General features: G+C 39.8%; 12 protein-coding genes. All 12 read right to left on the bottom strand.

The window, feature by feature from the left end:
• Positions 1 to 2: 2 nt before the first annotated feature.
• Positions 3 to 1,376 (bottom strand): sensor histidine kinase, encoded by a 1,374-nt coding sequence (locus AC4E8C_RS19680; protein WP_490208320.1) that lies wholly within the window; start codon positions 1,374 to 1,376, stop codon positions 3 to 5.
• Positions 1,354 to 2,064, bottom strand: coding sequence for a response regulator transcription factor (locus AC4E8C_RS19685; RefSeq protein WP_490208321.1), 711 nt, complete (start codon positions 2,062 to 2,064; stop codon positions 1,354 to 1,356). Before AC4E8C_RS19685 ends, AC4E8C_RS19680 begins: the two co-directional genes overlap by 23 nt.
• 314 nt (positions 2,065 to 2,378) lie before the next feature.
• Positions 2,379 to 4,772 carry an immune inhibitor A domain-containing protein gene (locus tag AC4E8C_RS19690; RefSeq protein WP_490208322.1) on the bottom strand — a complete coding sequence of 798 codons (2,394 nt, stop codon included), beginning with the start codon at positions 4,770 to 4,772 and terminating at the stop codon, positions 2,379 to 2,381.
• Between the two features lie 381 nt (positions 4,773 to 5,153).
• Entirely contained in the window at positions 5,154 to 6,674 is a 1,521-nt protein-coding gene (floT, locus tag AC4E8C_RS19695; protein ID WP_490208323.1) for a flotillin lipid rafts scaffold protein FloT, read from the bottom strand.
• Between the two features lie 15 nt (positions 6,675 to 6,689).
• Positions 6,690 to 7,232, bottom strand: a complete 543-nt coding sequence (locus tag AC4E8C_RS19700) for an NfeD family protein (RefSeq protein WP_490208324.1) — start codon at positions 7,230 to 7,232, stop codon at positions 6,690 to 6,692.
• 191 nt (positions 7,233 to 7,423) lie between these two features.
• A complete protein-coding gene (locus AC4E8C_RS19705) occupies positions 7,424 to 7,618 on the bottom strand; it encodes a hypothetical protein (RefSeq protein WP_490208325.1) in 195 nt (64 codons plus the stop codon).
• A gap of 15 nt (positions 7,619 to 7,633) precedes the next feature.
• Complete coding sequence (locus AC4E8C_RS19710; RefSeq protein WP_490208326.1) at positions 7,634 to 8,368, bottom strand: amino acid ABC transporter ATP-binding protein; 735 nt, start codon at positions 8,366 to 8,368, stop codon at positions 7,634 to 7,636.
• A 20-nt stretch (positions 8,369 to 8,388) separates the two neighbouring features.
• Positions 8,389 to 9,087 carry an amino acid ABC transporter permease gene (locus tag AC4E8C_RS19715; RefSeq protein WP_490208327.1) on the bottom strand — a complete coding sequence of 233 codons (699 nt, stop codon included), beginning with the start codon at positions 9,085 to 9,087 and terminating at the stop codon, positions 8,389 to 8,391.
• The gene (locus AC4E8C_RS19720) at positions 9,074 to 9,925 is read right to left on the bottom strand and encodes an amino acid ABC transporter substrate-binding protein (protein ID WP_490208328.1); all 852 of its coding nucleotides are present in this window, start codon (positions 9,923 to 9,925) and stop codon (positions 9,074 to 9,076) included. Before AC4E8C_RS19720 ends, AC4E8C_RS19715 begins: the two co-directional genes overlap by 14 nt.
• Positions 9,926 to 10,055: 130 nt before the next feature.
• Positions 10,056 to 11,489, bottom strand: a complete 1,434-nt coding sequence (locus AC4E8C_RS19725; RefSeq protein ID WP_490208329.1) for an amino acid permease — start codon at positions 11,487 to 11,489, stop codon at positions 10,056 to 10,058.
• A 186-nt stretch (positions 11,490 to 11,675) separates the two neighbouring features.
• On the bottom strand, positions 11,676 to 12,872 hold the full coding sequence (locus AC4E8C_RS19730) for a membrane-associated sensor domain-containing protein (protein ID WP_490208330.1): 1,197 nt from the start codon (positions 12,870 to 12,872) through the stop codon (positions 11,676 to 11,678).
• A gap of 168 nt (positions 12,873 to 13,040) precedes the next feature.
• Positions 13,041 to 13,862, bottom strand: a complete 822-nt coding sequence (gene nadE / locus AC4E8C_RS19735; RefSeq protein ID WP_490208331.1) for an NAD(+) synthase — start codon at positions 13,860 to 13,862, stop codon at positions 13,041 to 13,043.
• Between the last annotated feature and the right edge of the window lie 68 nt (positions 13,863 to 13,930).

A 13,930-nucleotide genomic window follows, 5' to 3' on the forward strand; every position in this document is an offset into this window, starting at 1 on the left:
CTTTATTCTTCCTGGGGAAACCACAAGGTAATGATGGTTCCTTTATTTAACTTACTTTTCACCTTAACAACTCCGTTATGTGCCTCCATTAATGCCTTTACAATCGAGAGACCGATACCGGCACCACCTGTTTTACGGTCACGTGATTTGTCACCACGATAGAACCGTTCAAAAATATGAGGGATATCTTCTTCTTTCATGCCTGAACCTTCATCTTGAATCTTAAAACCAACATACCCTTCTTTTTCCTTCACCACCGAAATCGTGACTTTCTTCCCTTCAGATGTATATTTCAAGGCATTATTAAGAACGTTGGATAAAACTTGCATCAAGCGATCCTTATCAGCTAGAAAGAATTCCTCCGTCGTCAGTTCTTCAATTTGAAGACCTACCCCCTTCTCTTTAAACAATGGCAAAAACATTTCCCATAGTGCCGCTAGCACACTACCTGCTTCCATCTCTATCTTCTCAAGCCGGATTTGCGGGTTCTCGGCTGCAAGCAGTTTTTCTAATTCGTTTACCAGGCGGACTAAGCGCATAAGCTCTTCATGACTTACCTGCAAACGCTGTGGGGTCGGCTCCCAAATCCCATCCTGAAAGGCTTCGATTTGACTTCTCAAGGTTGCAAGCGGTGTTCGCAATTCATGGGCCAGATCACCTGTAAATTGTTTTCGGAGCATTTCCTCCTTGGATAGCGATTCAGCCAGCTTATTAAAAGAGATGGCAATCTGCTTTACCTCAGTCGGTAAACCTGATAAGGGAATACGGATATCAAGATTATGCTGTTGCAATTCACCGGCTGCAAAGGAAAGCTTTTTAAATCCAGCGGTCAGTTTCTTTGAAAAAACCATACTAAACACAATCGCTAATAGGATGGTTAAACAAACTGCCGCTAAAATATACAATTGAATCGTTTGAATAAAGGTATATTCATCATCAATTAAGCCGTCTGGATAAATGGCTACAAGTTGGCCAATAATGGCATTATCAACTTTTAGCGTGTACGTTTTGTTGTGCCATTCTTCCCCATCGGGCTCCGGTTCCGTCAGACCGAAGCTATTTAACATGCCACGAATGTTGGAGGAATCCATTTGAATTTGGCCGAAGCGATCATACAATTGAAAATAAAGCTGATCGGTCATCGCATGCTCGTGCAAAAGCCCAAACACGGGGTCACTCGTAAAATGGCCATTTTTTTTGTAATCCTTCTCAATTTCCGTAATAATTCGGTCAATCTTTTTTTCACGATTCCGATCTAAATAACTATTAAAACTTTCCTCAAAACCATATTGGATAAAAAAACTGACAATCAATATCCCGATCATCGAGATGAGCACCAAATAAAAAAGTATTTTAGACCGGAGCGTTTGCAGCATCTAGTACCCCTCCAAATTTATAGCCCATTCCGAAAACAGTCACGATAAAATCTGGTTGTCGTGAATCCATTTCGATTTTTTTGCGGAGGTTTTTAATATGTGTATCGACACTTCGTTCGTAGCCCTCATAATAAACACCTTCGTCCTGGATCTTTTCTAACAAATCCATTCGGCTGTAAACACGCCCAGGGTTAACAGCCATATTGGTTAACAGTTTATATTCAATTGGGGTTAAGGTGATATACTCTCCATTTGCCGCTACTTCTTTCTTTATCAAATCTATGACTAGTTTTTTTCCATTAAATTCGAGGCGCTCCACTTTTTCCGTTTTCTTCACGCGTCTTAATATGGCCTGAACACGGACGACCACTTCTCTTGGGCTAAAGGGCTTGGTTAAGTAATCATCCGCCCCCATGACAATTCCATTAATCCGGTCATCCTCAGCGGATTTGGCTGTCAGCATAAGAATCGGTACTTCGGAGTCTTTCCTCACTAACCGGCAAACCTCTTCACCAGAAATGTCAGGAAGCATGAGGTCGAGGATAATTAGGTCAGGGCTGATTGTTTTCGCCTTTTTTAAGGCATCTATTCCATTATCGGCACAATGAATTTCATAGCCTTCTCGTTCTAAATAGGCTTCGAGAACTTCTATTATTCTACGTTCATCGTCTACTATTAAAATCTTCATAAAGAATCACTCCCCATACCATTAATATACCATCATAGGTCTGTGATTTTTGTAACTTCACAAATTCACCACAACTTCTTCATAACATCTTCAATCTTTCCCGCTAAGATGTAACTGTAGTTGAAGATAACATGAAAAACTCCCAAGTTTATGTTATCGATTAGATGCAGTACTTGGTTAAAAAGACCATTTCACTCATCCCAAATTTAATCTCTCTTTTTTATATAACAAGGGTGCCCGATCGTCGGGACACCCACTTTTTTTGTATAGGAGCATAAAAAGACACCGGGCAGGCCCGATGTCTTTTAACCTTCTTATTTGTGGATCCAAACAGCACCAGCCGTGTTGTCTTTTGCTTCGCCAACGACTTGGAACTTAATTGGATACTGTGACGGAACTTTTACTCCGGCATCAGGAATTTCTTTGTTAATATAAGTTTTCGTTGAATCAAAGGTCGTTACGCCCGGAAGGCCTTTGTAATCATAGATTCCGCGTGATGGTGAATCAATATACCATGCAGGTGACTTGTCCAATGAGAACGCTGCATCTGCGACCTGGTATCTTACACTTTGATTAATAGATGGTTTGCCAGCTAACGTACCGATAATAGCCTCTGGATGTGCATCTACAACACTTAGGAACCCTTCACCCGGATGAACTCCTGTCCAGTTATCTGTAAACGTATCGTCACCATACCAAACTACTAAACCAGTATTATACTTAACACCGCGTGAGAATTGTAAAGCTGTATCCGAACCAGCGTAGTTTCTCCACTCTAGGTAGTAGTAGTGCGGCTTGTTGATGAAGCCGTCAGATACTTCAAATCCATCTAATGTTACTTTTGGTGTTCCTTCTGCATCGTCAGAGAAAGTAACGTTGCCATCAACTGTTAATTGAAGGTTATCAAGAGCGAATCCTTCAGGCGCAAGACCACCGTCTGTTACATATTCAAATACTAACTTCACTTTTTGGCCGGCGAATTGAGTTAAGTCTAAAGACTTATCTTCCCATTGACCTTTTGAAGTTTCAAAGTCACCACCATCAGTGTTATCATCTCCAAGCGTATCAAGGAGTACACTCTTACCATCTGCAGTAACAGCTTTAACGTAAAGATAATCGTAATCTGTCTCAACTTTATAATATTGTTTGTAATCAAATGTTGCAGAAGCTGCATTTGTTAAATCAAAGACTGGTGTTTCCATTATTGTATCAAGGTCATCACCTTTTGTACTGTAATAGTACTTTGCACCAAATGCTGGAGCAATTCCAGGTACCTTCTTATTAGGAAGGTTTACCTTCACAATTCCAGGATTTTTAGATTTTGTCACACTTTGATCGATTACGGCAGCTAAACCACTTTTGTCGATATCATCGTAGTTTACCTCGGTAATATTTGCCCAGTTACCGCCGATTGTCTTTTGGTAGAATTCTTTGACTTGTGGAGAGAAGCTTGGTGGCTGGGTACCAGCAATATTACCACTCCAGCTTCCGCCGCTCATGATTGACCATTGTTCAACAGTATCACCATGGCCAGTATATTGTGTATCATACTCATCCGGTGCGCCTAAATCATGGCCATATTCGTGAGCAAACACACCAACAGCTCCGTCTTCTGGCTCAACAGTATAATCATAAGCTGCCATTTTGCCGCCCCAGTAATCTACAGAAGCAGTGGTGTTGGCAACCGGATAAACACCATTTAATGTCCAACGATGTGACCAAATGGCATCATCACCAACAACTCCGCCGCCGGCTTCTTGTCCAACTCCAGCATGTAGAACCATCAAGTGGTCAACCAAACCATCCGGCTCATTTTGATTGCCGTCGCCATCCATGTCGTATAAGTCAAATTGATCATAATCTGCTAGGTTCATACCTGAAGCGACCGCTGCATTTAAGGCATCTTTAACAAGACCGCGCGCGCCTTTTGTTCCTGGAGCATTATCATGACCACTTGCACTGTCGCCGCCATATTCAGCAGCCTTGCCAGGCACTGTTAACCAATCAGATACAGTACCATCGACTGTATAACTGCCGCCTGATTGCTCTTCATAATACTGTTTGAATGTTTTAATCTTGTCGCCGTTGAAGAGGGTGAAATCCTCATCGCCAAACAACATCTTCTCATAATGCTGTTTATTGAAGTCGTCAGCATACATATATCCGGCTTCTTGTTCTACATTGTTGTGCTTTAAATCAGCATATTCTACTAATAGAACTAATACTTTATCTTCACGAACACTGCCGTTATAGCCAGCTTGTTTAGCAGAGTCTACTTTTACAGCACCAGTTGGTTTACCCTTTTTAAAGTTTTCGTGACCTTTTTCAAGCTGCTTAGTAAGCTTGTCCTTTTGCTTTGTCACAAAATCCTTAGCCTTTTTATCAAACTCTTTTTGTTCTTTTGTAAGAGCTTTATCTGTTTTGCCAGGCTTTTCACCTTGCTTCTTTTTGATATAATCCTTTACCGCCTTTGTTACTTCTTCTTTACTAGCATTCTTAGAAATTAGACCTCTTTCCTGCAATGCCTTTGCCAGCCTGTCCTGATCCACAATATTCAAATCAAGTGGCGCAGATTCTACGGCACTAACTGTTTTCGCTGAAACCGGTATGGCTTTTGTCCCAGCAAAGGTTCCTGCGAATAATGTCGTAGCTACTAAGGTAGAAGCTGCAACACTGGATAATACTTTTAACCTACTATTCTTCTTCACTATGTAAACCCCCTATAAAGTAGATTAGATGCTTCAAATACTTCTGAAGAGTCTGAAATCGATTTTAACAGGTATTTTAGTAGTTGTAAATTTTACCAAAATAATAAAAAAATACTATTTATTTTATAATTAAGTAGGATAATTATCCTTAATTCCCATTGAAACCGAGATATGTATCACTATTTATAGGATAAATTACTTAGTAAGAATTCTAAATTTTCACCATTCTACAAAAACTCTTATATTTCGAATTTCGAAATTTAATTCTATTTACCTATAAAATTTTTTTAAAAAATAGATTTGTCCGCCTTAATAACCCCTTTATTCATTGTTTCGACGAATAAAAAAGCCCTTACCGTTACCGATAAGGACTTTTTGAGGTTATTCGATTTTCTTTTTAACCTCGTCAGTTAATTCTTCAATACTTCTTCTCACATTGGCTTTACCAGAGTAGTTTTCAATTAATTCCTTAACATCAATCCCACTTGAGGCCTTTAATGACTCTTGGAGACTGGCCATTAAGTTAGTCGCATAACCGGTGATTTTATTGGCGCCGCCATTTGCTCCCGTACCGCCGCCTGTATCCACTACCGTAATTTTATCGATATTAGCTAATGGGGCAGCTATTTGTTTCGCATATTCAGGAAGCATTTTGATAATCATATCGAGGATTGCTGCCTGACCAAATTGTTCAAAGGCTTCCGCAATTTTTTCCTTCGCTTCTGCTTCAGCCAAACCTTTTAAGCGGATAATTTCCGCCTCTGAAGACCCTTGTGCCTTTTGCGCCTCCGCTTTTGCCAGACCATCAAGACGAATGCGTTCTGCTTCAGCCTTAGCCATTGCTTCAATCCGGTACTTATTTGCCTCTGCTTCAGCGATTTCTTTTGCCTTGTTTGCCTCTGCGGATTGTTCTACAGAATAACGGTCAGCATCAGCCTTTTTCTTTACTTCGGAATCATATTGACGTTCGCGGCGTTGAATTTCTTTCTCTTCTAACTCAATTTGTTTTTGCCGTTCAATAATCTTAATTTGCATTTCTTGTTCCATGACATCCTGCTTGGATCTTGCAGTCTCAAGATCATAGGCTTGGTCAGCACGGGCCTTGGCAATATCTTGTTCACGGCGGAATTCAGCGACTTTCAACTGATTGACTTTTTCTGCCTCTGCAATTTCCGTTGCCCGCTCTAATTCATTGCGCTTCGCTTCCTTAGCAGCCTCTGCTTTTTTGATCCGTGTTTCTTTTTCCGCTTCTGCAGTCGCAATATCAGCGTCCCTTTTAACTTGTGCAATCCGCGGTTTTCCAAGCGAATCCAGATAACCGTTTTTATCGCGGACATCTTTGATGGTGAAAGAAACAATCACTAAACCCATTTTCGCTAAATCTTGAGAAGCCACCCGCTGAACTTCTTGTGAAAATTTATCACGATTTTTATAAATTTCTTCCACCGTCATCGAACCAAGGATAGAGCGTAAATGACCTTCAAGTACTTCTCTTGCTTCATTCTCACGATCTTCCTTCGGCTTTCCAAGGAACTGTTCTGCTGCTGTGGCAATTTCACTAATCGAACCGCCGATTTTGATAATAGCGACACCGTCAGCCATAACCGGTACACCCTGCTCCGTATATACTTCAGGTGTTGTTACTTCTAGTTTACTAGATAGTAAGCTGAGCGGTTTAGCTTGTTGAAATACAGGTAAAATAAAACTTCCGCCTCCGCGGATAATCTTAATTTTATTTCCAGCCTCGTCCACATGGACATTTCCGTTTCCTAGAAAGCTTCCTGTTACAATCAGTGCCTCATCTGGACCGGCAGTTCTATACTTTGTAATAAACACACCGATTAGCGCAAGTAGAATAAGTGCAACAATTCCAATAACAACCCAAATAATGCTGAACTCCATTTTTTAAACCCCCTTTTATAGATAACTCTCTAATTGATGATGTACCGTCACTTCAAGAACACCATTTTTGACTTGAACCACAAGCACGCTTGTGCCATTAGGAATAGAATCTCCATCAAAGCTTGACGCTGGTTTGGCGATTCGTCCACTTGTACTGTCAATCATTACCTCGCCAAATCCATCAGCTGGAATCGAAGTAATGACCTTTCCAATACGGCCTTGTAAATCTGATTCTTTGTAGACAAGTGACTCTTCCGCAGCAGATAATGGCACGAGTACAAAGACATTTAGGAGTGTAACCAGTATAAATGCAGCAATTGCTGAGATTCCTAAAATAAGTAAATAATGCAAAGATGACAGCCTTTCAAACAGATAGCCGCTTGCGGATAAAACAGTTAGAAAAGCAAAAATTAAAACAGGATTAAGGAAATCCAGCCCGTCTCCTGCTCCATGAAAATGAAATACATCCGCAAATAGGACATATAAAACCGTTAAAACACCTGAAATAATAAGGCCGTATAAATAAATCGTCTCTAAAGGAATGCTAAATGGTTCCATGTGCATCAATCCTTTTTGTTCAATTTAAAAGGGTTATTTCCATTTCTGATTTCCACCACTCCTCATCCATCTGCATCGACCCCTTCCAATGTACTTAACTTACATACGTTTAAGTTATGGGAAAGTTTCACCTTTTTTCTAAAAATTTACTGTGTATAGATATGTTTTCTACATAAATCGACTATTTCCTTTTATGTATTTAAGAAGAGTCTGTGAATATTTAATATTTCTTGTTTTCGTGCGCCAATCGGCGGATAACGCGCCCCAATCAGTGGATAACCCTTTCCAATCGGCGGATAGCATGCTCCATTCGGCGGATAACTATCTTCTATCCGCGAGAAACTGCAATCGGCGGTTAGCAGGCAAATAAAAAGTGCCATAGCCATCTACGCTACAGCACCTTACTGAATCATATTCAAAAACTTCTTTGTCCGTTCTTCTTTTGGATTGGTGAATATTTCATCTGGGATATTTTTCTCGACTATAACACCTTGATCCATAAAAATTACCTCATCGGCGGCCTCACGAGCAAAGCGCATTTCATGGGTAACCACAATCATCGTCATTCCTTCTGCGGCTAAATCCTTCATGACTGTCAATACATCACCCACAAGTTCTGGATCAAGCGCAGAGGTTGGTTCATCAAACAGCATAACCGCAGGTTCCATTGCTAAAGCTCGAGCTATCCCAACACGTTGCTGCTGGCCGCCTGAAAGCTGGGCAGGAAAATAGTCTTGTTTATCCCCAAGCCCCACCTTCTCTAAAAGGGCTTGTCCTTTTTGGCGGGCAGCTTCTTTATTCTCCCTTTTAACAACAAGCGGACCTTCCAGCACATTTTCTAAGGCAGTTTTATGAGGGAATAAATTGTAGCTTTGAAATACCATCCCGGTTAAGCGGCGAAAGGAAGCAATATTCTTTTTCGGAACAGGTTTTGAAAAATCAAGACTATTACCTTCAATCGATATAATCCCCTTCGTAGGTGTTTCGAGCACATTTAAACAGCGAAGCATGGTGGTCTTCCCAGAACCGGATGGCCCGATAATCACTACCACTTTCCCCTTTTCTACGTTTAAATCAATCCCTTTTAAAACCTCTAACTGTCCGAATTGCTTATATAAGCCATTAATTGAAATCATCGTAACACTCCTTTCGCCAATTAGGACCCATAGCGGTCTAGTCTCTTTTCCAAGTACCCTTGAATAACGGAAAGGAAAAAGCAAATGACCCAATAAATGAGTGCTACTTCTGAATACACCAATAAAAATTCATAATTCGCTGCAGCAATCTCCTGAGCACGGCGAAACATTTCCGTTACCAATACTAAAGAGGCTAATGAGGTATCTTTTACAAGACTGATAAACGAATTTGATAAAGGCGGAATTGACACCCTTGCCGCTTGTGGAAGTATAATTCTTCTTAATACTTGAGAATAGGTCATACCAATCGAATACCCCGCCTCCCACTGCCCTTTTGGCGTCGATATAATGGCCGCTCTGATAATTTCTGAAGCATATGCTCCAACACTCAATGAAAAGCCAATCACTGCAGAGATGTATGGATCTAGTGTCACGCCAAGATTGGGCAAGCCGTAAAAAATAATAAATAACTGCACTAATAATGGTGTCCCACGAATCGCCGAAACATATATTCTAGCGATGATTTCAAAGATTTTCACCTGAGAAATACGAGCTAAGGCCGTAAGAATTGCCAATATTAGGCCAATGACAAATGTAATCAAAGTCAATGGGATTGTATAAAAAACAGCCCCCTCCAGCAGCGGCTGAAGGGAACTCTTTGCAATATCCATTAATTTCGCAGTTCTATCTGGATCAGTAAAAATACTATTTAAGTACATCTTCACCAAACCATTTCTCAGAGATTTTTTTATAAGTGCCATCGTCGACAATATCTTTTAATGCTTTATTCACGGCATCCACTAGCGTATCACTATTCTTTCTAAACATAAATCCACTCGAGGCAGCATCATTAGCAGTCGCAGCCACCTTAATCGGCGCATCTGGCTTCCGCTTTTTATAGTCTAGATAAGTAAGTCTGTCGTTAATGGTTACATCCACCCGTTTTTGTGCAAGCAGCTCAACGGCTTGCTGGAAGCCTTCTACACCTACAATATTAGCTCCATATTTTTTTGCTGTTTCACCATAGTTACTGGTCAACGATTGACCTGCATTTAACCCCTTAATATCTTCAAACTTTTTCACCCTGTCATTATCCTTATGAACAATGAGAACACCCGCTGAGGTTATATATGGATCGGAAAAATCGTATTTTTTCTGACGGTCTGGACGTATTCCTACTTCGTTTGCTATCATATCAAAACGTTTGGCATCTAGTCCTGCAAATATGGCATCCCACTGCGTTTCTTTGAAATCTGCTTTAACATTAAGTCGTTTCGCGATTTCTTTTGCTAAATCAACATCAAATCCAGTTAGATTTCCGCTCGTATCATGAAAGGTAAACGGAGAATAAGTTCCTTCAGTCCCGATGGTTATTTTTCCATCGTCTTGAATCTTTTTTAATAAATCTTGGTTATCTTTGCCTTTGTTATCCGCACTTTTCGTGTTGGCAGCTCTCTTTTCATCCTCTTTCTTGGCCTTCTCATCATCTTTCCCACATGCAGACACTATCAACATAAAGCTTAGTAAGAGAACAAAAAGCATCGTAAGTTTCTTCATTTTTCAATCCCCCTATTAATTATTGCCTCATTTAAGCCATTTACGATTATCTTACCCAGCCAGTACATAATCATGTATACCCCAATGAAACTGACTTCAACAAAAAAAACCTATCAGCTAATCTGATAGGTTAAGCGGATAATGCCCTTTTTGCTTCTGCTTTTGCTGCCATTCTTCTTTTTGTTAATATTGGTTTGTAAAAAAGGATTCCGCTCGCCAGTAAAATCATTCCCCAAGTGAATGTTTTTATATCTGCCGTACCTGCAATAATGACCCAAATGGAATAAATGGTTGCCACTAGAGCAACAATTCCATCCGTCACTCTTGCTTTTACACCATTATAGGTATCACCTGTGACAACTAATTTCAGCTGATAAACAGATGAAATTAGATACGGTACTAAATAAGCTAACGTTGCGATCACAATGACAAAATCAAATGCACCGGAAATAGACTTTGAAACAATAGAAAAAATGAATAGTTGACCAATACCATTTGAGACAATCAGCGAAAACAATGGCAGGCCTTTCTTATTTTCTTTTAAGAAAGCAGGAAGAAACACTCCTTGTTTTGCTGCTTGATAAGGAACTTCCGCACTTAACATGATCCAGCCAATTGCTGATCCAAATATACTAATCAATCCAATACCAGCTAATAGTTTTCCACCAATAGGTCCTAAAACGGATTGAATGGCATCAATTAACGGTTTATCTGAATGAATGAGTGTGTTTTGATCTAACATTCCCATCACGAGTGTACTAATACCAACATAGATACCAAGTGCAATAAATAATCCAAGAATCGTTGCCCGTTTTACATCAATTTTTCTTCTTGCACGAGAGGCAAACACCATAGCCGATTCAACGCCAATGAACGCCCATAATGTATTAACGGCTGCCCCTTTTATTTGGCTCATAATACCAATCGCATGACCCGACTCATCCATTCTGGGTGCCATAAACGGAAGAATATTACTTTTTTGAAAGGCAAATAAGCCAATCACAATAAATAAAACAAATCCGGCCACTTTAGCTGCAGTTGCAGCAAAGTTTATTTTCCCTGCACTTTCCATGCCAAGCAGGATAATAAAGTGAGTACCCCATAGTAACAAGCTGCACACTAGGAAACTAAGTCCATTGCCGACCTGAACGGTGAAGCCTCCCACTGTGAACCACTCTGCTCGGCTTGTCAAAATGGGGAAAAATGTCGATAAATAGCTAGCGAAGGTTGTAATCAGGGCCACATTTCCTGATAGATTTCCAACCCAGTAACCCCATGTTGACATAAACCCAGATAATGTGGAGGCATGTGAACCTGGTTTAAATAATTCTTTAGCATAAATCTGTGGTCCACCTGTTAAGTTTGGTTTCCGTGTCGCAAGGTTTCCAAAGACAAGGGCCAAAGTTAAAACCCCAAAACCTGTTACTAGCCATGCAGCGATTACACCTGCTGGACTTGCCGCTTCTGATAATGAGCGTGGCAGCATAAAAATTCCCGAGCCAATCATATTTCCAATTACAAGGGCTGTTAATACCCACAATCCTAACTTATTTGAATTTCCCACAGAGTACCCCCCTCTAAGATGAAGTTATATTAAGATAGTATTATGTTCTAAATTCAGTATGCATAATTATAAATCAACCTTACTAAATATAAGTTCTACGTCAATTTATGTCAATGGAAATTTCTATCTCACAAAAGTAGTAACAATAAAAAAAGTCAAAAAAAAATGCAATCAATCAACCATTGATTACATGACTATTTTATGAAAAGTTTTCTTTTCTTCCTGCAGAGTGTTTCGGGGAACAATACCTGGATCCACTCCAGTCATATCTATGACCATACCAATTATAACTGTTTTTTCGTCCTCTTCCAATAATGGTTTAATGGAAATAAGGAAGGTTTTTCCTTTGAAATTGATTTCAAACCGGATACTCTCCTGCAGGCTGACCGCTAAACGGCAATATTCATTTAAAGTTCTATTATTGGGTGAAAACACCTCTGAGATTGGTTCACCGGTCAATTCCTGATGATTGATCCCCATCTTCTCAAGTAATTCCCCCTCACTATGTGTAAGGATAAATTCGCCTCCTTGTTTATCCGCTGTAAAAATAAACCCAGGCAATCCCTTAAACCTCTGCGAACTATCTTGTTCACTTTTTACCTTCTCTTGATCAGGAAAGTAATAACTTTTCAAAATAAAGTAAAATCCGATCGCTTTAAAAATGTGTCCTGTAAAATTGTCAAGATCAAAGACACTCTGATAAATGGTAAAGACAAGTTCTGATAAAAGTAAGAAAACAAAAGCTAGAGCCAATGACAATTTTGCTTCACGTTTTTCTCCGGAGTATTGGTATAGGGTAACAACCAAAGAGATAAATTGAATAAAGCTGATGGCATATTCAAGTCCATTTTTTAAAATTGTTGTCCCTTTTCCTTCCACGACAAGGACGGGCAGGCTTTTTCCATAGCAAATAATGATAAACAAAATGATAGCAGCTGAGATGATACCTGCTAGAAAAATCAATAAACGAAAATCTCTCTTCAACTTTTTATCAGGAAAAATGATAAAGACTAGAATAAAAATAGATTGTACAATTCTGGCTGATACCCAAAACCAAGTAGCTTTTGAAACCGAGCTGTCTGTAAAAAAATACGGCATTCCTTTATAGGATAATGAATGAAACATATCAAGAGTTCCTATCAAGAAAAATGTATAGGATAACAGGAGCATCTTAGCGGAATGAGTTGTACCATAACTCTTTAACCCGTAGAGGAAGATTGCTGCCGAAATGGAGATGCTAAAACTTTCCAAAAGTGTATGAAATCCAATATAATTTGCAGGGTTGTAGAAGGAAATGATTTGTGACTGGTATAAATGGATGGCCATTAGGAAGAAAATAGCTAACACTGAAAACATTAGAAATTTAGTTTCCGTTAATTTCATTCATGCATCCTCCCATCACAGGTATTTATTTTCATTATAAAGTCTGTTTATGAAGGGAAACGAGTTTAGTTGTAGCGTTTTTATGAATTTTTTGATAAAAATTACCATACCAATTGAGATGTAAAAATATAAGAGACTGCCATCTATCTGACAGTCCCTCCCCTCAAATTACTTCCACCATTCATCAAACATGCTGGCCGGAAGTCTCCGCTTATGTTCAGTCACCATGTAGCGTTTTTCGACCTTCTCTGCAATCTCTTCAGAGACAGTTTTTCCTTCTAAATAATCATCCAATTCATCATAAGTAATTCCTAATTCGGTTTCATCTGCCTGCCCTGGTTTTTGGTCAAGTAAGTCGGCTGTTGGTACCTTTAAATAAAGGCGCCCGTCTGCTCCAAGCTCTTTAAGGAGAGCTTTGCCCTGTCTTTTGGTTAGGCCAGTGAGCGGAAGAACGTCGGCACCGCCATCCCCGTATTTGGTGTAAAAACCCGTTACAGCTTCAGCTGCATGATCGGTCCCTATGACAAGCAGCCCTTCCATACCGCCAATTGCATATTGAGCAATCATTCTCATTCTCGCCTTTACATTCCCTTTATGATAGTCACTTAAAGGCTCACCTTTAATACTGCTGTTATACTCCGATTGAACTTCGTCTACTGCCCCTTGAATATTAAAAACCTCTTCCCGGTCTGCACGTATAAATGCTAATGCAAGTTTGGCATCTTCCTCATCCTGTTGGATGCCATATGGAAGCCGCACAGCAACAAATAGGGCTTCTTTTCCTTCCTTTCGCAGTTCCTCCACTGCGATTTGGGCAAGCCGCCCAGCTAGTGTCGAGTCCTGACCGCCGCTGATTCCTAAGACAAAGCCCTTTGCTTTTGTAATTAGCAGATAATTTTTTAAAAAATCAATTCGCTTCCGAATTTCCTGTTGTGGTTGAATGGTTGGAGAAATATGTAACTCCTTCATAATTTGCGCTTGTAAACTCATTTATTTACCTCCTCACCAAAAATTGATATAAATGTAATGTACCACATTTGTCACATTTTAACTAAATC

It is taken from the genome of Neobacillus sp. SRL179, from assembly GCF_984799095.1.

Excerpts from the sequence above, each read along its gene's own strand:
- AC4E8C_RS19680 (WP_490208320.1), bottom strand. The coding sequence starts at position 1,376 with ATGCTGCAAACGCTCCGGTCTAAAATACTTTTTTATTTGGTGCTCATC.
- AC4E8C_RS19685 (WP_490208321.1), bottom strand. The coding sequence starts at position 2,064 with ATGAAGATTTTAATAGTAGACGATGAACGTAGAATAATAGAAGTTCTC.
- floT (WP_490208323.1), bottom strand. The coding sequence starts at position 6,674 with ATGGAGTTCAGCATTATTTGGGTTGTTATTGGAATTGTTGCACTTATT.
- AC4E8C_RS19700 (WP_490208324.1), bottom strand. The coding sequence starts at position 7,232 with ATGGAACCATTTAGCATTCCTTTAGAGACGATTTATTTATACGGCCTT.
- AC4E8C_RS19705 (WP_490208325.1), bottom strand. The coding sequence starts at position 7,618 with ATGGCTATGGCACTTTTTATTTGCCTGCTAACCGCCGATTGCAGTTTC.
- AC4E8C_RS19710 (WP_490208326.1), bottom strand. The coding sequence starts at position 8,368 with ATGATTTCAATTAATGGCTTATATAAGCAATTCGGACAGTTAGAGGTT.
- AC4E8C_RS19715 (WP_490208327.1), bottom strand. The coding sequence starts at position 9,087 with ATGTACTTAAATAGTATTTTTACTGATCCAGATAGAACTGCGAAATTA.
- AC4E8C_RS19720 (WP_490208328.1), bottom strand. The coding sequence starts at position 9,925 with ATGAAGAAACTTACGATGCTTTTTGTTCTCTTACTAAGCTTTATGTTG.
- AC4E8C_RS19730 (WP_490208330.1), bottom strand. The coding sequence starts at position 12,872 with ATGAAATTAACGGAAACTAAATTTCTAATGTTTTCAGTGTTAGCTATT.
- nadE (WP_490208331.1), bottom strand. The coding sequence starts at position 13,862 with ATGAGTTTACAAGCGCAAATTATGAAGGAGTTACATATTTCTCCAACC.